Annotated in this window: 15 protein-coding genes and 2 pseudogenes; 11 read left to right on the forward strand and 6 right to left on the reverse strand. The window is 40.2% G+C overall.

The genetic code is table 11. From position 1 onward, the window contains the following. A pseudogene (locus tag FTU58_RS14170) lies at positions 1-66 on the reverse strand (helix-turn-helix domain-containing protein); the annotation flags it as partial. A gap of 57 nt (positions 67-123) precedes the next feature. Here FTU58_RS14170 and FTU58_RS11400 point away from each other — a divergent pair. Both FTU58_RS11400 and FTU58_RS11405 read left to right on the forward strand, forming a co-directional pair. Next, a pseudogene (locus tag FTU58_RS11400) lies at positions 124-558 on the forward strand (PhzF family phenazine biosynthesis protein); the annotation flags it as partial. Between the two features lie 263 nt (positions 559-821). Beyond that, a complete protein-coding gene (locus FTU58_RS11405) occupies positions 822-3,638 on the forward strand; it encodes a pitrilysin family protein (RefSeq protein WP_180062449.1) in 2,817 nt (938 codons plus the stop codon). A 96-nt stretch (positions 3,639-3,734) separates the two neighbouring features. Here FTU58_RS11405 and FTU58_RS11410 read toward each other — a convergent pair whose 3' ends face one another. Together FTU58_RS11410 and FTU58_RS11415 are read right to left on the reverse strand one after the other, a co-directional pair. Then, positions 3,735-4,799, reverse strand: a complete 1,065-nt coding sequence (locus tag FTU58_RS11410) for an amidohydrolase (RefSeq protein WP_096901876.1) — start codon at positions 4,797-4,799, stop codon at positions 3,735-3,737. A gap of 141 nt (positions 4,800-4,940) precedes the next feature. Continuing rightward, the gene (locus FTU58_RS11415; RefSeq protein ID WP_004973007.1) at positions 4,941-5,342 is read right to left on the reverse strand and encodes a DUF3144 domain-containing protein; all 402 of its coding nucleotides are present in this window, start codon (positions 5,340-5,342) and stop codon (positions 4,941-4,943) included. 108 nt (positions 5,343-5,450) lie between these two features. On the opposite strand from FTU58_RS11415, the gene FTU58_RS11420 reads away from it, so the two are divergent. Next, the gene (locus FTU58_RS11420; RefSeq protein ID WP_167846097.1) at positions 5,451-6,083 is read left to right on the forward strand and encodes a hypothetical protein; all 633 of its coding nucleotides are present in this window, start codon (positions 5,451-5,453) and stop codon (positions 6,081-6,083) included. Positions 6,084-6,204: 121 nt separating this feature from the next. On the opposite strand, the gene FTU58_RS11425 is transcribed toward FTU58_RS11420, so the two are convergent. Then, positions 6,205-7,671 carry a CHAD domain-containing protein gene (locus FTU58_RS11425; protein ID WP_167846096.1) on the reverse strand — a complete coding sequence of 489 codons (1,467 nt, stop codon included), beginning with the start codon at positions 7,669-7,671 and terminating at the stop codon, positions 6,205-6,207. Positions 7,672-7,875: 204 nt separating this feature from the next. Then, positions 7,876-9,342 (reverse strand): CYTH domain-containing protein, encoded by a 1,467-nt coding sequence (locus FTU58_RS11430; RefSeq protein ID WP_179996251.1) that lies wholly within the window; start codon positions 9,340-9,342, stop codon positions 7,876-7,878. Between the two features lie 509 nt (positions 9,343-9,851). Between FTU58_RS11430 and FTU58_RS11435 the strand changes: the two genes are divergently transcribed. From FTU58_RS11435 to FTU58_RS11460, 6 genes are all read left to right on the forward strand, one after another. After that, positions 9,852-10,235: a DUF962 domain-containing protein gene (locus FTU58_RS11435; protein ID WP_180062450.1), complete on the forward strand. Its 384-nt coding sequence runs from the start codon at positions 9,852-9,854 to the stop codon at positions 10,233-10,235. A gap of 635 nt (positions 10,236-10,870) precedes the next feature. Beyond that, the gene (gene thiE / locus FTU58_RS11440) at positions 10,871-11,491 is read left to right on the forward strand and encodes a thiamine phosphate synthase (protein WP_180062458.1); all 621 of its coding nucleotides are present in this window, start codon (positions 10,871-10,873) and stop codon (positions 11,489-11,491) included. A 47-nt stretch (positions 11,492-11,538) separates the two neighbouring features. After that, a complete protein-coding gene (hemL, locus tag FTU58_RS11445; protein WP_180037635.1) occupies positions 11,539-12,840 on the forward strand; it encodes a glutamate-1-semialdehyde 2,1-aminomutase in 1,302 nt (433 codons plus the stop codon). A gap of 486 nt (positions 12,841-13,326) precedes the next feature. Then, positions 13,327-13,971 carry an RluA family pseudouridine synthase gene (locus FTU58_RS11450; RefSeq protein WP_004973024.1) on the forward strand — a complete coding sequence of 215 codons (645 nt, stop codon included), beginning with the start codon at positions 13,327-13,329 and terminating at the stop codon, positions 13,969-13,971. A gap of 146 nt (positions 13,972-14,117) precedes the next feature. Further along, complete coding sequence (rapA, locus tag FTU58_RS11455) at positions 14,118-16,955, forward strand: RNA polymerase-associated protein RapA (RefSeq protein WP_180062451.1); 2,838 nt, start codon at positions 14,118-14,120, stop codon at positions 16,953-16,955. A gap of 411 nt (positions 16,956-17,366) precedes the next feature. Beyond that, complete coding sequence (locus FTU58_RS11460; protein ID WP_180062452.1) at positions 17,367-18,176, forward strand: alpha/beta fold hydrolase; 810 nt, start codon at positions 17,367-17,369, stop codon at positions 18,174-18,176. Positions 18,177-18,253: 77 nt separating this feature from the next. Here FTU58_RS11460 and fabR read toward each other — a convergent pair whose 3' ends face one another. Beyond that, a complete protein-coding gene (gene fabR / locus FTU58_RS11465; RefSeq protein WP_026438369.1) occupies positions 18,254-18,934 on the reverse strand; it encodes an HTH-type transcriptional repressor FabR in 681 nt (226 codons plus the stop codon). 154 nt (positions 18,935-19,088) lie between these two features. Here fabR and FTU58_RS11470 point away from each other — a divergent pair, with 154 nt between their 5' ends. Together FTU58_RS11470 and FTU58_RS11475 are read left to right on the forward strand one after the other, a co-directional pair. Further along, positions 19,089-20,159 (forward strand): ferredoxin reductase, encoded by a 1,071-nt coding sequence (locus tag FTU58_RS11470; RefSeq protein ID WP_167846089.1) that lies wholly within the window; start codon positions 19,089-19,091, stop codon positions 20,157-20,159. Between the two features lie 13 nt (positions 20,160-20,172). Then, positions 20,173-21,267: an acyl-CoA desaturase gene (locus tag FTU58_RS11475; protein ID WP_096900933.1), complete on the forward strand. Its 1,095-nt coding sequence runs from the start codon at positions 20,173-20,175 to the stop codon at positions 21,265-21,267. Positions 21,268-21,418 lie beyond the last annotated feature (151 nt).

Raw genomic sequence — 21,418 nt, forward strand, 5'->3', positions numbered from 1 at the left:
CTTGGCCAGAAAAATGAGTCGTTCTCGCTGTTCTAAACTAAGTGGTACAGAAACAATTCGAGGCATGTGTGAACATCTGTTAACTAAAAAAACTTTTTCGCATGATTAGTTATTTTTGTCAACTTACGCCAAGCTTTGACTAAACCATTTAAAAATGTCTATATCAATGCGCAAGCTTATATTGTGGAGTATGAATCGGTACAAGATGTGCTAGATGAACAGCCGAATCTTGAATTATTAAAACAATTGGGACAATTGCGTACAGCTATCACAGCACAGTCGAGTGATGATGTTGCGATTACTGCTTCTAAAAATGCACAGTATGACTGTGTGTCGCGTTATTTCGCACCCGCTATGGGCATTGCAGAAGACCCTGTTACAGGCTCAATTCATACTGCAATTGCACCACTTTGGGCAGAAAAATTGCAGCAAACTGAACTTGTGGCTTATCAGGCTTCAGCCCGAGGTGGCATACTGTATTGCAAGATGTTGCCTAATGGTCGTATCGAAATTTCAGGTTATGCACAGCTATATTTGCAGGGCGAAATCATGATTTAAACTATGTCCTGCATTAGATTTCTTTCATCCTTTAAAAATGATCAAATGCATAGTCAAATTTACGATTGATCATTGCTTTATTTTTGTCATATTGAGTTTTCATCTTTCTTTATTGGAAAAAAGCTGAGATGAGAGTAGTTTGCAAGTTTTGCTTGGTTTAAATCATATATTTTGCAAATTTTTACGGTTGATTTAATCGCAGCTTGGTATGCTGTTAAGCTCAAGTTGAAAATTGCCATTTTCGATGGCAAATCAAAAATAGAATGAAATCAATCGGGAAAAAGAAGTTGCTACGTTTTAAAACCCTCACTTTATCTTTATGTGTACTGGCATTCAATGGCGTGGTTTTCGCCCAGCCAGTTTTAGTAAAATCTCAGCAAGAAATACAAGAATATCAACTTGATAATGGCTTAAAAGTCATTTTGGCACCCAATCAAAAAGAAAATAAAGTCTTTATGAATATGGTGTATTTAACGGGCTCATTGAATGATCCCCAAGGCAAAGGTGGTTTGGCACATTTGTTGGAACATTTGGCATTTAAAGGTACAGAAAATGTACCTGCCGAGGAATTTCAGCGCCGTTTAGATCAATATAGTTTAATGCACAATGCCAGCACCGACTATTATTCGACTAAATACACCAACATCATTCGTCCTGAAACTCGCGCAGTCAATGAGATGATTTATCTTGAAGCGGAACGCATGGATAAGTTGGTCATGCAGGAAAAATATGTGCCTGCCGAAATTGCGATTGTAAAGCGTGAACGTGAAGTGCGGATGGATCAACCGTTTTCAGTCTTGATAGATCAGGTGTGGAAATCGGCCTATGGCAATCAGTATTTCGGACGCTTACCTATTGGCGATTTAAACGAACTGCAATCCATCAAAATGCAGGAATTAAATCAATTTTACCGCACATGGTACGCGCCGAATAATGCCATTTTAGTGATGACAGGCAAGTTTGATCAGGCAGCGGTGTTAAAACAAATTGATCAACATTTTAGTCCAATTGCAGCACGACAAATTCCCAAACAAGTACAAGTGCCTCGATTAGACAGTAACAAAATTCAGCAACGAAATTTTGTGGTACAAAAGGGCAGTCAACTGGCCAAATTTAATCTGTATTTAAATGGCAATGACGAAAAGATCAAAACCGCTTTGGCGCTGTCACCTTATTTACATACGTTGCAACCGAGTGGGCATTTGTATCAAGCACTGGTAGAAACAGGCAAAAGTACCATGGTGCAGTCCAGCACTTGGTTAGATCAAGATTTTAATTTGGTGCTGATGGGGGCTTTGTATGCACCGAATCATGATGCCAAGCAATTACAAGCTGGCTTGAATCAAAGTATCGAGCAGGCAAAAAACTTTGATGATGCCGAGTTACAACGTGTGAAAAACTTGATTCAAAATCAGGCAGACAGTGTGATGAATGATGCGGTGGCTTTGGGTGGTCGCTTGAGTGATTATGCTGTGGCGTATCAAGGTGATTGGACACAATATTGGCGTGATTTAAACAATATTCAACAGTTAAATGCAGATGAACTGAATCAGCGTTTAAAACAATTTTTTACTGCAGAACATCGCATAATAGGGGATATTCAACCCACTCCTGAAGATCAAAAACAGGCACTCACAGCAAAAAATAATCCAAATGTAGCAAAAACTTTAGATCAGCAAGATGCACCTGTTGCACCTTTGAAAGATGTGCAAAGTTATCAGCAAGAAGTGACAGACTATGTGCAAAAATCTAAACAAGCTTTGATTCAAAATGAAAAAAAGATTCAGCGTGGCAGCTTAAAAAATGGTGCCAAGTATGCATTATTTCCAACTGCAACTCGTGATGATAAAACCTATGCCACTATTTCGGTAAATTTTGGTACGGCACAATCTTTATTTAAGCAGGGCGAAATTTTAGATTTAACCGCGTATTTGTTGCTGCGTGCATCTCAAGAGCATAGTTTGCAAGACATCGCCGATCAGTCAATTGCTGCAGGTGGTTCGGCTTTTGCACAAGCCGATGCTAATGCGATTCATATTCAAATTGTGGCAAAAAAAGAAAAGTTTAATGCGTTTTTTAATTTTGTTTTAGATGTCATGCAAAACCCAAGTTTTGAGCAAAGTCAGTTTGATTTAATTCGTTCTCAAAGTTTATCCAGTTTAGAACGACCTTATACCGAGCCTGAAACTGTGGCTGCTTTGACTATGGCGCGTTTAATTGAAATTTACCCGCAGGGCGATTTACGCTATCACTTCGAACCTGGATTTGCGAAGCAACAACTGCAAGCTGCAACCCAAGCGCAGGTGCAGCAGTTATATCGTCAATTTTTTGCTATGAATCATGCACATATTGCCATTACAGGTGAGTTTGATCCGAAACAAATCAAAAAAACTTTAGTTCAGCGTTTAGGACAATCACGCAATACGGAAGCGTATCAACGCTTAGATTCAGCCTATACGGCATATCCTGCGAAAAAGTTGCATGTATTGGCAGAACAGCGCGAATTTGGCAGTTATCAAAGTTTATTGACCTTACCTTTGGGTGTGAATCATCCTGACACACCTGCCATGATGGTGCTGAGTTATATTTTGGGCGAATCGCAATTGTCTTCACGTTTGGCACAAGAACTACGTGAAAAAAATGCATTGGTTTATGGTTTTAGTAGTGGTTTGAGTTTAAGTGAATTTGAACAATCGGGTGCGCTCAGTATTTCTGCGCAATACAGTGCAGGCAAGTCGGCTCAAGTGTCACAGGCGGTGCATAAAGTGTTGCAGGATTTGCGCCGTGATGGTGTCAGCTTGCAAGAAGTTGAAGCTGCAAAAGCCGATATTTTGAAAAAACGTGTGACTGCCTTAGAAGATGAACGCAGTATCCACCGTATGTTGGTACCGCAATTAGAACAAGGTCGTGATTTACGTTACCGTGAGCGACGTGATCAAGCGTTAGCAAAACTCAGCAAAGCCGATGTAGATGCTGTGATTCAGAAATATTTACGCTTAGAACATTTGCTTGAAGTAGCCGCCGATCAATATGGTCAAGCCAATGTTGAGGTGCTGCCGTTAAAGCCGCAGTCTAAATAAAGATTCAATTTAATTTTGAGCAGATACAAAAAACGCATCCATTTCGATGCGTTTTTTGTCTTCAAGTTTGCTATCTATGCTCAATTGGCTAAAGCTTTATAAACGATAAAACTGTTTGGCATTATGATGAAACACTTGCTGCAAAGCATTTGGATGATAGGCCGCAACAATATCACTAGTCGCATCAATTAAATTGACCAAAGACGTGCTCACTCGATCCATTGGAAAATTGGAAGCAAACATCAACCGATATATTCCAAAGCTTTGTAAGGCATGCTGAATCAGTGGTGCAGTTAAATCTATAATTTCCTGTTTTGAGGCTTCACGTTTTTGCAAGTGAAATTGATGTCCTAAAACAGGCATAAATAACCCTGAAATTTTGCTGTAAACATTTGGACAGTGTGCCAACTCGGCAATATCTTCTTGCCAACGAAACAGAATGTTTTCCCGTGCTGTTTTGGTCACGCCTGTATGTGTGCCAACTTGCCCGAACAGCCCTGCAGGTGTGCCTAAATGGTCAAGTACAATAGAAGTTTCTGGAAATTGTTTAGCCAGCGCCAAGACATCGCCCAATTGGGTCGAATACGTCCATGCATCAAAACTTAAATTATATTGCGCTAAAGCTTCAAAACCTTTTAGAAACTTTTTGTTCCGATATAAATGTGGTTCGTCTGCCCAAGAGAAAATCCCGTGATCTTCATGCACGGCTGCCATTTTACGAATTCCACGGAAGTTTGGAGAGGCTTTGTGATGTAATTTTAGAATTTTCTTAAAATTAGAATCGCGCGGGTCTGCAGTGGCGACAATCGCGCCCAAAGCCAAACCATTATTTTTAAAATCCAGACTTTCTATAAATTCGGTTTCACCAACTACACCTTTGCCTTTATGGTTGTGCCAATTGGCTTCAATATGCACAACTTTTTCAGCCGTATAAAAACCTAAGTCGCGGGCATAATGCTCAGGTAAATAGGGCGATGTGACGTGCTCGGTGCGTCCCAAAGTTTCAATGAGTGTTTTCGGTTTTATCAGGCGGATGGTTTTATCTAGCAAATTGGGATGCTTGCCCAAAAGCTTAACAGCAAGTCGTGCGCTGTGTGGCGTGTTATACGGATCCCACTGATGAATATGTGCATCAATGAGTGCAAATCCTAGATTCTGCATAATGATCCTGTTTTTATGACGCTATTATTTCACTATTCAAAGCCATCATGTTACAAAAGGGAAGGGTTATTTATCGAAATCTACAAGTTTGAAAATTAGCCGCAATAAAAAAGCCCCGTAGGGCTTTGTTTATATGCAAAATTAATGATCGTGCGAGTGGTCGTGATCATGTTTATGGGTATGAAATTCTTCGTTGTGACGGAAGCGCAAATAGTTTTCAAACTGTTCGCAATATTCATCATAGTTATCTTCAAGCATCATTTGAAATTGCTGCAAGATATATGACATAACTTGGTCTTTGGCATCGCGCATTTCATTGCCATCTTTAAAATTATTGGCTGCCACCCAAGTATTAAAACGTGCAGTAGCAAATAACATGGCAGCACTCACCTGACCACGAATTTCGGCAGGTTTTACTGTGGAGCCTTTTTCAAAATGACAGAAGCCATTGGCCTGTTTAATAAATTCATCGGCACGTTCAAAAAAAGCCGCATTTAATGCTTCTTCTTCGGTTACATCGGTTGCTTCAATCTTTTGAACCATGAATTTTTCCTAAGCTAAAAATCTGAATGTTTCATTATAGGCAAAGCCTTGCAGAAACAAAACCTTTGCCTTAAGCTAAAAATAGCCTAAGCAAAATTGGAGTGGTTGATGCAAGATGCGATTGCGGTACAAAGTTTAAAAAGCGACATTGCTTTATTACGTCAAAATATTTGGCCACCCGTGCAACTTGCCCATGTTGAAGGCTTGCCGATTTATTATGGAACACGCGCAGAAGTAGCAGAATACTATAAACAATGGACAGGGTTGATTGAACGTGCACAGGATTTATTTCAGCCTTTTATGCAAGATGCAGTCATTGATGCGGTGCATTTACCCAGTCATTTGAACTTGCCCTTATTTTATTTTCATGTCGATCGGATTCGAGTGAATAAAACCCGCGCCAAAGAATCGAAAACTTTTCGGGGGATTGCCAGCCTGATCGAAAAATGTGGGCAATTTGAACCGCAGGAAATTCAGCTCATGCAGCGTTGGTTAGACAGTGATGACAATGCAGCACTGGTGGCACATCGTGAGTTTATTGATTTGCGTACTTATGTGTTTCAGCATGGGCAAAGTGACTACACGCGCACCCGTTTTTATGTGAATGGTATTGTATTAAGTGTCGAACCATATTTTGAACTGGTCGATGCCCGAGATAAGCCACGTAAGCAGCGTAGTGACAGTTATCAAGACCCTTTGGCAGATAACCAAACATGGAAAGTATTTGGTAAATATCGTTAATCTTTTAGAAAGTTTGGAATTTGCAGATTAAATACTAATCTAAGATATAAAAAATAAGCTCAACATGAAATGAATCCCTGTTGAGCTTAAATGTGATCATTGATTGATGATCAAACTTCAACTACGACCAAAAAGGCTGACTTTCAGCAAACTGCTGTAAATCCTGTTCAATCTGTATGGAAATATGACGTTCTTCCGACGCAATCCAACCCAATACAAACCATGTTTTCGGTTCAGTTTGAGCATGGCTTTCATATAGACCTTGTGCCACCATTAAATCATTAAAATGCCCTAAAGTTTCCTGTAATGGTTTTAGGGTTTTTAAATACGTTTTGACGTCATCTTCTGCAAATAAACTACTCACAAACTCCACGGTATAGCGTAAACGTTTTACACGCTTACGCGTGCGGTGTTTAGATTCCACATCCAAGGTTTGGAAATGACCTGTATCATCACAAATTTGTTGATGCATTTTCTGCAAGCGTTTACGTAATACTTTTTTGAATGGTTTTGATTCTGCATCTGCAATCGCAGCCGAATGTGCAAAACTCATAAGTTGTAACAGTAATAAGGTTGTGGTCGGTGAGCGGAAAATTGCATCAATCGCAATGTTTTCAGATGCTGCAGGTGGTAGTTCGGTAATAGGTGAGCCTGCATTTTCAAGTTGCGGAATCAGACTTTCGCGCAAAGCATCTTGATCGCGGGTCGAACCTAACTGCTGAAAAAGTGTCGCCAATTGACTTTCCCAATTGTTATTTGCCAACGCATCATATTCAGCAAAAATTTTTAAGGCACTGCGTAAACGTCGAATGGCAACACGCGCTTGATGCACATGCCCACTGGCATAATCTTGACTGGCAATCGCAGTTGCATTTGGCAGCAAGTGTGCCAAACAATTCTGGGTAATTTGCGCCAACAACTCATGCATATTTTCGGGGTGTTGCAATTGCAAGGTACTTTGCTGCTGTACAGGAATCATGGTTTCATTGTTATACAGCATATTGCCACGCTGCGATTTACTGCGTGTGTCGAGCCATAAATGATATTTTTTAATCCACGGCTGAATATAGGCAATTAAGTCTGCAATTTCACCTTGTTTCAGTTCAAACTCAACTTCGTAAATTTCAACCGAATTTTTGCCTTGGCGGATTTCACCTAAATCAAAAGCAACTTCAATTTGGCTGTTTTTATAATGTGCCAATTGGCTGTAGCGTAAAACATCGGTTTCAAACTGCAGGGTTAAATCTACCTCTGAACCGTCTAAGGCTTTTTTTAAAATCTTTCGTGCTTGTTTATGATTTTCATAACATGCCAAATCACACAATTCAGGCGCATCATGTCCTAATTCATGTTCAAGCTCAAAGCGTTCATAATGTTGTGGACTAGGCGCTTTTAAAGTTTGTTTCCAAATATCGCCCTCTAAACGCTGACGCAGGGCAATGCGTTGCTTGGCTAAGTGCTGTTCAGGACTATCATAATATTTAGCCCATAAGCGTTGTTGTTGAACCAGTTTGTTCTTTTTAAATGCTTTTTCAAATGCCGCACGATAGTTGTGTGGAATTTGAAATTTTAATTCTATTTCACACATCGGGAATGCCCTCGATGAAACAAGATAAGTTCTCTTTACTATAGTGTAAATCTATAAATGAACAAGGGGAGAACTGTGAACAAAAGCTTGAAAAATAAAATAATTTGTATTCAGTTTTTAACACAAAGCAGCCGAATGAATATTCACAAGGCTGCCGTTGTATTGCAGTATTTTTAGCGTGTGCTTTGAGGATGTTAAGGATACTTATTTTAAGAATTTACGGCTCACCATAAATTGTTCTGTCGCTTCCAATAAACGCTGTGCATACACTTCCTGTTTTGCAGTGAGCCAACCTAAAACAAACCAGTCGCTCGCTTCCAATTCAGTTTGTTGAATGTATGCTGCAGAAGATGCCAACACTTGATATTCCTGTGCTGCAAGCTGTGCATCATTCAAAGCTTTACTATATTTCTGCAAATTTTTGACATCATAAATATGCGTCAAAATGGGGAAGCTAAATTTTAGTTCCTGAATACGCAAAGCCAGTTGATCTAAACTTTCAAAATCGTGAATATCACTGTGCTGTAATTGTTCATGCAACTGCTTATATTGCTGTTGCAACGTGTTTTGTGCGGCAGTTTTTAAGTCTAAACCTGAGTGATCGCTCGCGGCTAAACTAAACATCAATAATTCTAAATAGTGATGCACATTTTGCGTTGAACGGACTAAATTGACCAATTTTTCTTGGGCGTACAAGGTATCTTTTTTTAGGTTCTCTGCAGTCGTCGGGTTCTGTAAAAATGCGCCGAGTGTGGCTTGCATGTGTTCCAAATGCTGCAGGTGATCAAAATGTTGTTTAAATGCTGCAATTTGCATTGCCCATTTATCGCCTAAATGCTTCGACCAATCTTTAAATAAGGATAGTGTTAGTTGTAAATGTTGCAAAGCGAACTGCGCCTGATCAATATGACTTTGTTCGGCAACTTGAGCAGAAATTGCGGCAATATTGGGCAATAAATGCTGTAATTGTTGTGCAATTAACAGGCGTAAATTTTGGTCGGCATGGTCTTTTTTACTGAATTGAAATTCTTTGCTCTGAGCCGCAGGGCTGACTTTTTGCTGCACAGAAAGCAAATGTCCAATTTCTGCTTTATTGCGCACATCCAGCCATAAATGAAATTTTTTCACCCATTCAAAACTAAAAGCCAGCAATTGCTGAATTGAACCTTGTTTCAGTTCAAACTCAACTTCATGTACTTCAACTTCAGCATCTGCACAACGAATGTGACCAACATCTAAACTGATTTCAATGTCAGTATCTTCAACGGTCATTAGTCGTGAGGTACGTTGAATATCGGTTTCAAATTGTAGTTGCAACTGATCCCAATTTTGTCCCAAAGCTTGATTTAGCAATTGTTGTGCTTCGGGAATACTTTGATAAATTTGCAGATCAAGTTGTGGTGGAGTATCTGGATTTTCAGTTGGCGCAAGTGGATGGTTATGTTCAAAACTATGAAAATGACTTTGACCTGCCGCTTTTAAAGTTTGTACCCATTGCTCACCTTCTAAACGCAGTCTTAACGCCATGCCATGATGCGCCAAGCTGTGCGCAGATGTATCAAAATAGCGTGCTTTTAATGGAATTTGAGTCGATTTTTTCGGGTCTAAAGTTTTGAGTAGTGCAGTACGACGTGCGACTGGAATTTGAAATTTTAATTCAACTTCGACCATGAAAAATATCCTGAACGTAAAGCATGTTGCGCCAAAGCAGCGGCAAACAAATTGGTATTATAAATTTGTGAAAATTGCAGAACTAAGGTTTTGCAAAAGTGCGTTTGATTGTAACTAAAATATGCCAAGAAGTAAGGCTTGACCTTGGCTTTTTTAGGGTCTGTTGGCATTTCCTAAATGGCTTGCGCTGTAGGCTAAAACTGAGCAGATCAGGCATGAAACGTAGGGAATAGCGAGACTATTGCCAAGTTTCATAACGCAATCTGAGAAAGTTTTAGCCACAGCCTTTCAGGACAAGCATATTTTTTGCTGCTATTGCGTTATGAGTCAGTTATTTAGAACGACTAAATTTCCTGTCTCATGCCTTATATCAGCTGAAAAATATGCGTTGTCGCAAACATAGACGAAGTGTCAACAGACCCTTGAGTTTGGTTTTTTTTTGGCTTAGTTTAAAGTGTGGTTGAGCGTAGCAAAAATAATTCAAATTTATAAACATCAGGATGATGAACATGAACGCAGCAGTAAAGCCCGCATTTGAGCCAACCCCAGAGCCCAAGTTTGAATTGCCAATTCACGATTATTCAACATTTTACCGTTTTTATTTAACTGAACACCGCAACATCATGAGTCGTCGTTTGCACGTGGCGGGCAGCAGTATTGGTTTATATTGTGTGAGCAAAGCCATACGACAGAAAAAAGCCAAATATATACTGTATGGTTTGATGGCAGGCTATGCCTGTGCATGGGTTGGACATTTTATCTTTGAAAAAAATAAACCTGCCAGTTTTAAACAACCTGTGTATAGTTTTATTTCAGATTGGCGGATGTTTGCCGATGTTTTGCGTGGTAATTTAAGTTTACAAGATCGCGCTAAAGATAAAATTCCAAGTTGAATTGAGTGCTTAGTTATACCGTTTAGGCAAAAAGTAAGCGATATGTGATTATTTTCATAAAAAATGTTTAAATAAAATTAATTTTTTGTTGAAATGATAGAGTGAATATTCTAATAATGTGTCATCAAATTGAGTAATAAAAGTTTGTGACTTTCCAAGCCTAGAGTGACCTTTCTCTAGGCTTTTTTTATGCGAAAAATTTCAAGTTGCGTTAAATCAGAAATCATTCATCTTTAAGCAAGAATATATGGTAAGTAGATTACTGAAAGTAAGATATAAAAATATAGACACATGATCATTTGTCGCACCCCCACATGCGCTCTGGCACAAATGATCATGTGTCTAAATGGGTAACATAAATATGTCGTTATTCGCTATAGTCACCCATATGGATTTTAATATCCATATCTTATTGAACTGGTTACAGTTCTTGTTTTGCGCAGTTCAATTAAAGCTAAATCTAGCTTTTAGCGCTATCACTAGAATTTGGTATTTTTAACATTTTGACTTAATAAAACCCAAACAAAATAGAAGCTTATAGAGCCTATATAAAAAAACTTGTTGAGCCTGAGGTTCTGACGCATGCCGCCTGAATGTGTAATAATACAGACCTTGTATTATTTGTGGCTGAGATTATGCGCGGTTTATATTTGATTACCAATGATGATCCTATCGAACTGCTTTTGGCAAAATTAGAAGGGGCGATGGCAACTTATGAAGTCGCGGTGTTGCAATATCGCCGTAAAAATGTGCCTCAAGCTCAGCAGGCATACGAAATTGAATATATGAAATCGATGTGTGATCAATACAAAGTGCCATTTGTGATTAATGATGATCTTGAAACTGCAGTGAAATATGGTGTTGGTGTGCATTTGGGTCAAGAGGATGGCTCTATTGTTGAAGCGGTTGCACGCTTACCCCAAGATGTATTGATTGGTCGCAGTTGTAATAACTCGATTGAATTGGCAGAACAAGCCATTGCCGATGGTGCAAATTACGTGGCGTTTGGTGCTGTCTATGCAACTGAAACTAAACCAGAGGCAAGTACACTCACATTAGACACGCTCACACAGGCGAAGCAACAACTCAATGTACCAATTTGTGCGATTGGTGGTTTAACTGTTGAAAACAGTCAGCCCGTCATTGAAGCAGGTGCAGATTTATGTGCAGTGATTAGTGATATATTAGGTCGTCCGATGCATACTGTTGCACAGCGTGTTTATGATTGGTCTGCACTTTTCAAAGCAGAAGCTTAAAGCAGCCAGCTAATTTTTTATTTTATTTTTTTGAGTTGAGTGCCTCCATGAGCTTATCTCCAAAGCAAGAACAACTGTTTAAACAAGCCAATAAGCATATTCCAGGTGGGGTCAATTCACCGGTACGCGCATTTAACGGGGTAGGCGGAACCCCTGTATTTATTGAAAAAGCCAAAGGTGCTTATTTGTACGATGTCGATGGCAAACGCTATGTCGACTATGTAGGTTCTTGGGGACCAATGATTTTAGGTCATGCCCATCCTGCTATTATTCAGGCGGTGCAGGCTGCTGCTGAAGATGGTTTGAGTTTTGGTGCGCCAACGGTGCATGAAACGACTTTGGCCGATATTATTTGCGAAATTATGCCTTCAATTGAGTTGGTTCGCATGACCAACTCAGGTACAGAAGCCACCATGACCGCAATTCGTTTGGCGCGTGGTTATACAGGTCGTGACAAAATCGTCAAATTTGAAGGTTGCTATCATGGACACTCAGATTCGCTGTTGGTCAAAGCAGGCTCTGGACTTTTAACCAGTGGTGAAGGTGAGGCGACTTCTGCGGGTGTTCCTGCCGATTTTGCTAAACATACGCTGACTTTACCGTATAACGATATCGCCACCTTAAAAGAATGTTTTACAAAGTTTGGTGCTGAAATTGCAGGGGTGATTGTTGAGCCAGTTGCGGGCAACATGAACTTGGTTAAACCAATTGATGGTTTCCTGCAAGCAATTCGTGATGTCTGCGATGAACGCGGCTCAGTCTTTATTATTGATGAAGTAATGACAGGTTTCCGTGTTGGCTTAGGCGGTGCTCAGGCGCATTATAATGTTAAACCAGACTTGACCACACTCGGTAAAATTATTGGTGCTGGCTTACCAGTAGGTGCATTTGGTGGTAAACGCGAAATCATGGAATGTATTGCGCCATTAGGTAAGGTGTATCAAGCAGGTACTTTGTCTGGTAACCCGTTGGCGATGCGTGCGGGCATTGAAATGTTTAAACATTTACGTGCCGAAGGTTTTTATGAAAATTTAACTGCGCAACTGGAAAAATTGTTGGCAGGCTTACAAGCTGCGTCAGATGAAGCAGGTATCCCGTTCAAGACGCAACAAGTCGGTGCTATGTTTGGTTTGTATTTTACTGACCAAGATGACATCACCAGTTTTGATTCTATGCTGAATTGCGATGTCGATGCTTTCCGTAAATTCTTCCACGGAATGTTGCAACGTGGTGTGAACTTGGCGCCATCTGCTTTTGAAGCAGGCTTTATTTCATCTGCGCATAGTGATGAAGATATTGCCTACACCATTCAAGCTGCAAAAGAAACATTTGCGGAAATGAAGGCGTAATTTGACCTCTGCTTAACACTGTCCTAAAAGGCATAGATATCTCCAAAATATCTATGCTTTAGGTTAAATTGAAGACATACTCTTCAATTTAATATCAAAGGCTTAGATCAGCGTCTTGTTAAACACTAAAATAGCCTGGTCAAACTAAATATGAATCCTATTACTTCATTTGCTCCCACCATCAAAGATATAGCTTCAGAACGGCTTTGTTGTGCAACTATCTTGCACTATGATTTCATTGTATTTTTCTATCCAAATTTTAAAAACCTTTAAAACAGTATCTTAAAAAATATTTATGCAACAAAGCCTCCTGCATGCTATAAAACCCACATTTCTAAAAGCAGGCTGATTTAAAATTCAGCAGATTGTCTGATTCAGGAATGTAAATCGGAAAATTCATCGGGAATTGATGTATTTTGCATTGTAATTCTGTGTCAGGCTTTTTATTATTGCCGCCTTGTTTTCACGATCGGCCCGGAATTGAAATTGAGTAATTTTCTAAGCGAACACCTGATTCATCGTGACGATGAGTTTATGGTGATACATAAACCCGCTGGCATACTCACCGTTCCAGGTAAAACAGCAGATTTGCAAGATTGTGTGATGAGTCGTCTAGTTAAAATTGAGCCGCGCACTTTGCTGATTCATCGCTTAGATCGTGATACTTCGGGTATTTTGGTATTTGCACTCACGAAATGGGCGCAAAAACAAATTTCGCGTCAGTTTCAAGAACGCCAAACCGATAAAACCTATCAGGCATTGGTGGCAGGGCAACTGCAAGGTGAAGGCACTGTAGATGTGCCTGTGGTCTATGATCCTGCACATCCTCCATTACACATTGCCGATGCAACCCATAACAAACCTGCGTTAACGCATTGGCGTGCATTGGAGCAATTTGAATTGCAGGGGCAAATTGTGACTCGTGTGCAACTGACGCCGATTACAGGTCGTTCGCATCAACTGCGAGTACACATGCAATATTTAGGTCATCCAATTATTGGTGATACTTTGTATGCCACGCCCGAACAGCAACAACTCATGCCTCGTTTGTGTTTACATGCAGCAGAATTAAGTTTTCTGCATCCACAAACTGAGCAACGTGTACAGTTTACTTGCCCAGTCCCATTTTAAGCGAAAAAGATTACGCAAAGCCTGTGCTTTAGGCTCTCTTTTTAGTGCGCTTTATGTCAAAATATATTGCTATACGCCCTGAATTTTTGCTCAAATACTCAGCTGGTTTTGCGCAAAAATTTATACGTCCTAACTTCTAAATAAAGGTGGAAAAATTGCAGCAGTTTGCTATTGGTCAACGTTGGTTATCAGACACAGAAACGGAATTAGGACTTGGTGTTCTGATTGATGTAGATGAGCGATCGGTCAGCATTTTATTCCCTAAAAGTGATGAAACCCGTGTCTATGCACGCAATAACGCACCTTTATCGCGTATCATTTTTAATGTAAATGATGAAGTTCAAGACCAAGAAGGCAATGTGTGGACGGTTGAATCGGTCGAAGACCGTCATGGCGTATTGCGTTATAACGTGGTGCGTCGTTTGCAAGATGGCAGTGAAGAAAAAAAATCACTGAATGAAACCCGTATTGGTGCAAGTATCCAACTTTCGAAACCCTTAGACCGCTTGCTTGCCAGCCAAATTGACTATAAAGAATGGTACGACTTGCGTATAGAAGCCTTGTTGATGCAAGCCAATATGCAAAGCAGTCCACTGCGTGGCTTGGTGGGTTCGCGTGTAGGTTTGATTCCACATCAACTTTATATTGCACATGAAGTCGGTAAGCGTTTTGCGCCACGTGTCTTATTGGCAGATGAAGTTGGTTTAGGTAAAACCATTGAAGCAGGTTTGATCATCCATCAGCAACTCAAAACAGGACGTGCGGAACGTATCCTGATTTTGGTACCTGATTCGCTGCAATATCAGTGGATGATTGAAATGCGTCGCCGTTTCAATCTGCAATTCTCTTTGTTTGATTTAACCCGTACGGCATCTATTAAAGAACACGATCCTGACCTGAATCCATTCTTGACCGAACAATGCATCATTGCTTCAGTCGATTTAATGATTGACCACGATGACTTACGCGAACAAGCCCTAGAAGCAGGTTTTGATTTGCTGGTGGTCGATGAAGCGCATCACTTAATGTGGAGCGAAGAAGAAGGTGGTAATGACCGTTATGATCTGGTCGAAGAATTAGCTGAACAAACCGCAGGGGTGTTATTGCTCACTGCAACGCCTGAGCAACTGGGTGTAGAAAGCCATTTTGCGCGTTTACGTTTACTCGATCCGCAACGTTTTAGCTCGCTCGACCGTTTCTTGGATGAAGAAGCACAATATCAACATACGGCAAAAATTGCCGAAGTCCTAATGTCAGATGCAGCATTGGAAGAAAGCCATTTGGCTGCACTGGAAGGCTTGTTGGGACATCGCATAGAAGATAACCCTGAACAGCGTTTCCGTGCTATCCACGAATTATTAGACCGTCATGGTACAGGACGTATTTTGTTCCGTAATACCCGTGAAGCAATTCAAGGTTTCCCAGGCCGTGATTGTCAGCCTGCGCCGTTACCTGCACCAGAAAACTGGTCTAAAGATGGTAAGCTGCGTGAACAAATGTGGCCAGAAGAAGCACAGCTCGATGGCAGTTGGATGGAAACTGACCCGCGTGTAATGTGGTTAATGGAGCGTTTGCGTAGCGACTTAAAACATAAAAAAGTGCTTTTAATTGCGCGTAGCGGCCCTGTGGTAGAAGCCCTTGAAAATGCGCTGCGCCTACATGCAGGTATTCGTACTGCAATGTTCCATGAAGGCATGAGCTTGTTAGAACGTGACCAAGCGGCAGCATATTTCGCAGAAGATTCTTATGGTGCACAAATTTTATTGTGTTCCGAAATTGGTTCAGAAGGGCGTAACTTCCAGTTTGCTTCAGACCTGATTTTGTTTGACTTGCCTGCTAATCCTGACGTGTTAGAACAACGTATCGGTCGTTTAGACCGTATTGGTCAAGAAAACCGTATTCAAATTCATGTGCCGTATTTGGTGGGGACTGCGCAAGAGCGTATGTTCCGTTGGTATAACGAAGCACTCAATATTTTCAGCAATATTTCACCCACTGCACAAACCTTGCAGGAAAACTTTATTGTCGATTTAAAACACTGCTTACTTGCAGATTTAGGACAACAGTTTGAAGATTTACTGGAAGCAGTCAGTGTGCAGCGTGAAGCTTTGGAAGCAGAACTTCAAGCGGGTCGAGATCGTTTGTTGGAATACAACTCTTGCCGTCCTGTGGTGGCGCAGGAAATTGTACAAGCTTTAGAAGATTACGACGACAATACCACGTTGCCTATGTTTATGAAGCGCTTTATGGCATCGACCAATATTGACTTCGATGAACAAAGCAATGGCACGGTGATTATTAAACCAACTGATCAAATGCAAGTGCAAGGTTTGACCTTAGACGAAGAAGGCATGACCGCGACGTTCTATCGGGATCAGGCGCAAATTCGTGAAGATGCACAGTATTTGACCCTAGAGCATCCATTCACAGAAAGCGTGATGGAAATGATCAATACACAAGGTTTTGGTAGCACCAACGTTGCGGTATTAAAATCTGCCGCTTTGCCACAAGGTTCTGTGTTGCTCGAAGTCTGGTTCAAAGTGGATGTCATTGCACCTAAAGCCCTGAATTTGCCATCAAGCTTGCCACAGCAACTCATTCGTGTCTTATTGAGCGAAAAAGGGCAGGATTTATCGCAAAAAATTGCCCCTGAAATTTTAAAACCTTATTTACATCATTTAGATGGCAACAGTTGTCGTCAAGTGGTGAAAGCACGCCGTGACGCGATTGAAGCGCGTTATACACAGGCTTTGGAGTTGGCTAAAGCTGCATTGCCTGAATTTAAGCAACAAGCTAAAGATGTATATAGCAAAAAATGGCAATATGAAATTGACCGTTTAAGCTATTTGAAGCAATTTAACCCAAGTATTCGTGAAGATGAAATTACACGTTTACAGAAATTGCAAAAAGAAGGTGTTGCATTATTAGATGGTTTGTCGGTCACGACTGAAGCAATTCAGGTGATGGTGGTGGTAAAGCCATAAAGAGTGCATTCAATACAGGTGTCTAGACGGTGTATTTGTATTGAGTCGGTTTTAATCAATCACTTTTTTAAATATTTGGCATCTTCTAAATTGCACGTTTTAAGTTGGGCATTGCGCCTCATTTTTACGGAGCAGTTTAGCGGGTGCTTTTTTAATATCGCAATAAAAATTTTGTGCGAGATTTTTCACATCACAGACTTAAACAAAGTAGCAACCAGTGCTTATGTGTCATTAAAATGACTCATAATTCATCTTTTTCAGCATTCCGGTCATTTGCAAAACCCAGTGGTATGCGTAGTTTAAAGGCTGTTGATCTTTTATCTATGATTGATGTGCCAAGTGTTGAATCTGTAAGCGCGTACGCATAGATCAAGTCACAGACCCGATATTCTTCTTTTAAGCGTATTTTAAATGACTAAAGCTGCAATTCATTTTACCCATGCCAATGGTATTCCTTCTGCCAGTTATCAAAAGTTTTTTCAATGTTTTGAAGAAGATTATCATTTAAAGGCAATTCCACTGATTGGTATACAAGCAGAATTTCCTGTGACCTATAAGTGGACCTATTTGATTCATCAAGTGATTCAGGACATTGAGCAGCAGTTTCCAAAGCAACAAGTGATTGGTTTAGGGCATTCTTTTGGTGCATTATTAACCCTGATGTGTGCCTATCAGCGTCCAGATTTATTTTCTCAATTGATTATTATGGATCCACCTTTTGTGATTGGATCGAAGTCTGCATTATTTGAAATTTTACAAAAATTTAAACTAAAATATGTAGATCAACTCACACCTGCAGCCGTGACCATGAAGCGTCGAGATCATTGGGCTAGCCATGCAGAAGCCTATCAAGCTTTGCGGCATAACCGTTTATTTAAAAATTTTGATCCACAATGTTTTGAAGATTATTTTGCAAGCGGCATAGAAGTCGACGCACAAAAAGGTGGTGTGACATTAACAATTCCAAAACGGGTAGAAGCTGAAATATTTAGAACCGTACCTGCATGGTGGTGGCGCACACCACGCAAAGCCCCAGATGTACCTGTGCATTTAATTACAGCAAGGCATAGCCCATTTTATTTGCAAGGTTTACCGCAAGGCATGCAAAAAACTTATGGAATTGAGTTTAGTGTGGTCGAGGGAGGACACATGTTTCCTTTGGAAAATCCTGAAACCACGGCAACACATGTGCAGCAATTAATTCAAAAACAACACGCTTAACAGCGAAGTCTAGCAATTAAATGCTCAAACGGGCGTGACCTGATTCAGGAAAATCGTCCGATTTATCGTGTGTTATGTTAACGAATTTTGGCATCATCCAAATGTCGTGCACCTTCTAAAATCATGCGAATCATGGTCATGGTTTGTTCAGCGGTTTCTTTACGTTCAGTCGCAGGCATATCAATGACTTTAGCGCCCATATTAAACACCAACTGGGTAATGGCTTTTGCGACAATATCGGGATGCGCTAACTTGCTGTTATTTAAACGTTCTAAACGAATTAAATCATCCTGCAATTCTTGCTGGAAATAATTCAATTGGCGCTCAACAGCTAGCTTATAAGAGGTTGAACCCGTATAACCTTCACGTAATAGCAGACTTAAATTGCCTTCATCGGTATCTAATTGTTCAATAAATACTTCAACCGAGCTGCGAATAATACTGTTTTGTTTAGATGCTTTTAAACGTGCTTCATGCAGAATTTGACGCAACACCACACCTGCACGATCAATCAGTTCAATCGCGAGTTCATCAATATCTTTAAAATGACGATAAAAACTGTTTGGTGCGATGCCTGCTTCACGTGCAACTTCACGTAAACTTAAAGATGCGATACTTTTTTGTGGGCCAATTAAATTTAATGCTGCCTGAAATAATTCTTGTTTGGTAATGGTAGCTTTACGCCCAACCGTACGCACGACAAGAGGCTCATGAACCGTTTCAGATTCTGGAAAAGTCACATCATGGTTTGTTTTCATGGCAGGCTGAGTCATATTTTCAATAATTTATAAGCTTAGAGGCATTATAGCGGTTGCGCCAGTACTTGTGAAATGATTAGAAACAATACAGGTGTATATACAAATATATATACATGTGTATAATAATTAAAATTTCATCGGGTGGTGCTGAATCATGCAGCTAACTGAAAAAAGAAAATCTCCCTTAACCAGTATTGCAACTGCAGTACTAGACCCTTATGCCGCCAATTTCTGGTTGCAAAAAATTAATCCATTATGGTCGGTGAATCAGTCACTCGGCAAAATTGTAAAAAAAGATACCGCTGCACAAGGTGTAGTGAGCTTTACTTTGCAATTCAATAAAAAATTCCAAATTGGCGCAGCAGGGCAGCATCATCCTGTTTATGTGACAATTCAAGGCGTACGCTATGAGCGAACCTATAGTTTGACTCAGCTTGATGCACAACACGTTTTATTGACGGTAAAAAAAGTTGATCAGGGCAAAGTCAGCACATGGCTGGTTGAGCAAGCCAAAGTTGGTGATACTTTGGAATTTGGTGCGCCTTATGGTGATATGCAACTGCCTGCACAAGCCCAGCCTTTAATTCTATTGGTAGCGGGTAGTGGTATCACACCAATGTATAGTTTGCTACAAGACATGGCGAAATCAGGTCGTCTTGGTAGCACTCCAGTAACTTTAATGTATTGGGTAAAAACCTTTGCAGACGCAGCATTTAAAGCACAGTTTGAAGCATGGGCACAACAATATCCAAACTTTAAATTTCAAGTGTTTTATACTCAAGAGCCGAGTGTGGCGCACAGCCGTTTAAATGCAGAACATTTACAAGACTTGGCACAAATCGAGCAAAGTGCAGTGTTTGCATGTGGCCCATCGGGTTTTACCACGCAAGCTGAACAATTATTTGCACAAGCTGCTTTGCTGAAAACAGAAGCTTTTAGCATGACCCCTGTGTTAAGTGACGATGTTGGTTTGGTACAAGTTACACTGACTCAATCGAAAAAGATTGTCACTATTCCAAAAGGCAAGTCCATTTTAGAAAGTCTGGAACAGCAAAATATTAAACCTAAATACGGCTGTCGTATGGGAATTTGCCATAAATGCGTATGCAACAAGGCTGAAGGTTCAACTAAAAACTTGGTCGATGGTGTTCAAAACAGCGAACCGAATAACCAATTGAAAATCTGCGTCAATTCAGCACAAACCGATTTAATTATTGATTTATAAGCGAGTTCCGATTATGAATATGCCAGTAAAAATAGAATATTTCCGCAATCCTAAAAACCGTGAACTCACTCAATTTGAATTAGATGAGCTTGCACGTGAATTAGACGCCATTAAACAAGAAGTTTTGGATGATATTGGCGAAAAAGATGCTAAATACATCCGCCGTGTTTATTCAACCATTCGTTATAGCTCAATGGCAGGTCGTGCCTTATTGTTCGCAGGATGGTTCCCGCCAGCATGGGTTTTGGGTACAGGCTTGTTAGGCTTTGCCAAAATTATGGAAAACATGGAATTAGGTCATAATGTCATGCATGGTCAGTATGACTGGATGAATGATCCTAAATTCAATGGTGCAAGTTATGAATGGGATACGGTAGGTACTTCAGACAACTGGCGTCAAACCCATAACTTTAAACACCATACTTATACCAATATTAAAGGTATGGATGATGATATTGGCTATGGTTTGGTGCGTTTGTTCCCAGAACAGCGCTGGAGATCAGGCTATTTATTGCAACCTTTATACAGTATTCCTTTCTGCTTACTGTTCCAATGGGGTGTTGCCATTCAGAATTTAGAAATTGGTAAAATTTTGAATGGCCGTAAAAGCAAAGCCCAAGCCAAAAAAGAATGGCAACCTATGCAGAAGAAAATTGGAAAACAATTGTTTAAAGATTATGTGTTCTTTCCATTGATTGCAGGCCCTTCGGCTTTACCAGTGTTTACAGGGAACTTGGTTGCGAATGGTATTCGTAATATTTGGACATTCAGCATTATTTTCTGCGGTCACTTTACGAAGGATGTAGAAGTATTTCCAAAGTCTGTGATGCAAAACGAAAGCCGTGGTCACTGGTATATGCGTCAAATTCGTGGTTCATCGAATCTTACAGGTTCTGAAGCATTCCACATTTTGACAGGACATTTAAGCCATCAAATTGAACACCATTTATATCCAGATATTCCTGCACGTCGCTATCGTAAAATGGCGCCAAAAGTACAAGCTGTGTGTGAAAAGTATGGCTTGAACTACAACAATGCGAGCTTAGTTAAACAGTACGGCAGTGTGCTTAAACGTATTGTGAAATATGCTTTTCCATTTAAGAAATAAGTGACTTACAAATGAGTTGTTTAGTACGAATAGATTAAGTGATTGATCTTGGTTTAAAACTATACTTCTATTTTGAATTAGAGGTGATGCTGTAAAGTGTCACCTTTTTTATTGCTTTAGGTGTTGTAGTCGTTATTTTTATGCAGAATCA

Source organism: Acinetobacter sp. YH12120, from assembly GCF_013418795.1.
GTDB lineage: Bacteria > Pseudomonadota > Gammaproteobacteria > Pseudomonadales > Moraxellaceae > Acinetobacter > Acinetobacter towneri.

Excerpts from the sequence above, each read along its gene's own strand:
- FTU58_RS11475 (WP_096900933.1), top strand. The coding sequence starts at position 20,173 with ATGAATATGCCAGTAAAAATAGAATATTTCCGCAATCCTAAAAACCGT.
- FTU58_RS11405 (WP_180062449.1), top strand. The coding sequence starts at position 822 with ATGAAATCAATCGGGAAAAAGAAGTTGCTACGTTTTAAAACCCTCACT.
- FTU58_RS11430 (WP_179996251.1), bottom strand. The coding sequence starts at position 9,342 with ATGGTCGAAGTTGAATTAAAATTTCAAATTCCAGTCGCACGTCGTACT.
- fabR (WP_026438369.1), bottom strand. The coding sequence starts at position 18,934 with ATGAAAACAAACCATGATGTGACTTTTCCAGAATCTGAAACGGTTCAT.
- hemL (WP_180037635.1), top strand. The coding sequence starts at position 11,539 with ATGAGCTTATCTCCAAAGCAAGAACAACTGTTTAAACAAGCCAATAAG.
- FTU58_RS11460 (WP_180062452.1), top strand. The coding sequence starts at position 17,367 with ATGACTAAAGCTGCAATTCATTTTACCCATGCCAATGGTATTCCTTCT.
- FTU58_RS11470 (WP_167846089.1), top strand. The coding sequence starts at position 19,089 with ATGCAGCTAACTGAAAAAAGAAAATCTCCCTTAACCAGTATTGCAACT.
- FTU58_RS11425 (WP_167846096.1), bottom strand. The coding sequence starts at position 7,671 with ATGTGTGAAATAGAATTAAAATTTCAAATTCCACACAACTATCGTGCG.
- thiE (WP_180062458.1), top strand. The coding sequence starts at position 10,871 with ATGCGCGGTTTATATTTGATTACCAATGATGATCCTATCGAACTGCTT.
- FTU58_RS11415 (WP_004973007.1), bottom strand. The coding sequence starts at position 5,342 with ATGGTTCAAAAGATTGAAGCAACCGATGTAACCGAAGAAGAAGCATTA.
- FTU58_RS11420 (WP_167846097.1), top strand. The coding sequence starts at position 5,451 with ATGCAAGATGCGATTGCGGTACAAAGTTTAAAAAGCGACATTGCTTTA.
- FTU58_RS11435 (WP_180062450.1), top strand. The coding sequence starts at position 9,852 with ATGAACGCAGCAGTAAAGCCCGCATTTGAGCCAACCCCAGAGCCCAAG.
- FTU58_RS11410 (WP_096901876.1), bottom strand. The coding sequence starts at position 4,799 with ATGCAGAATCTAGGATTTGCACTCATTGATGCACATATTCATCAGTGG.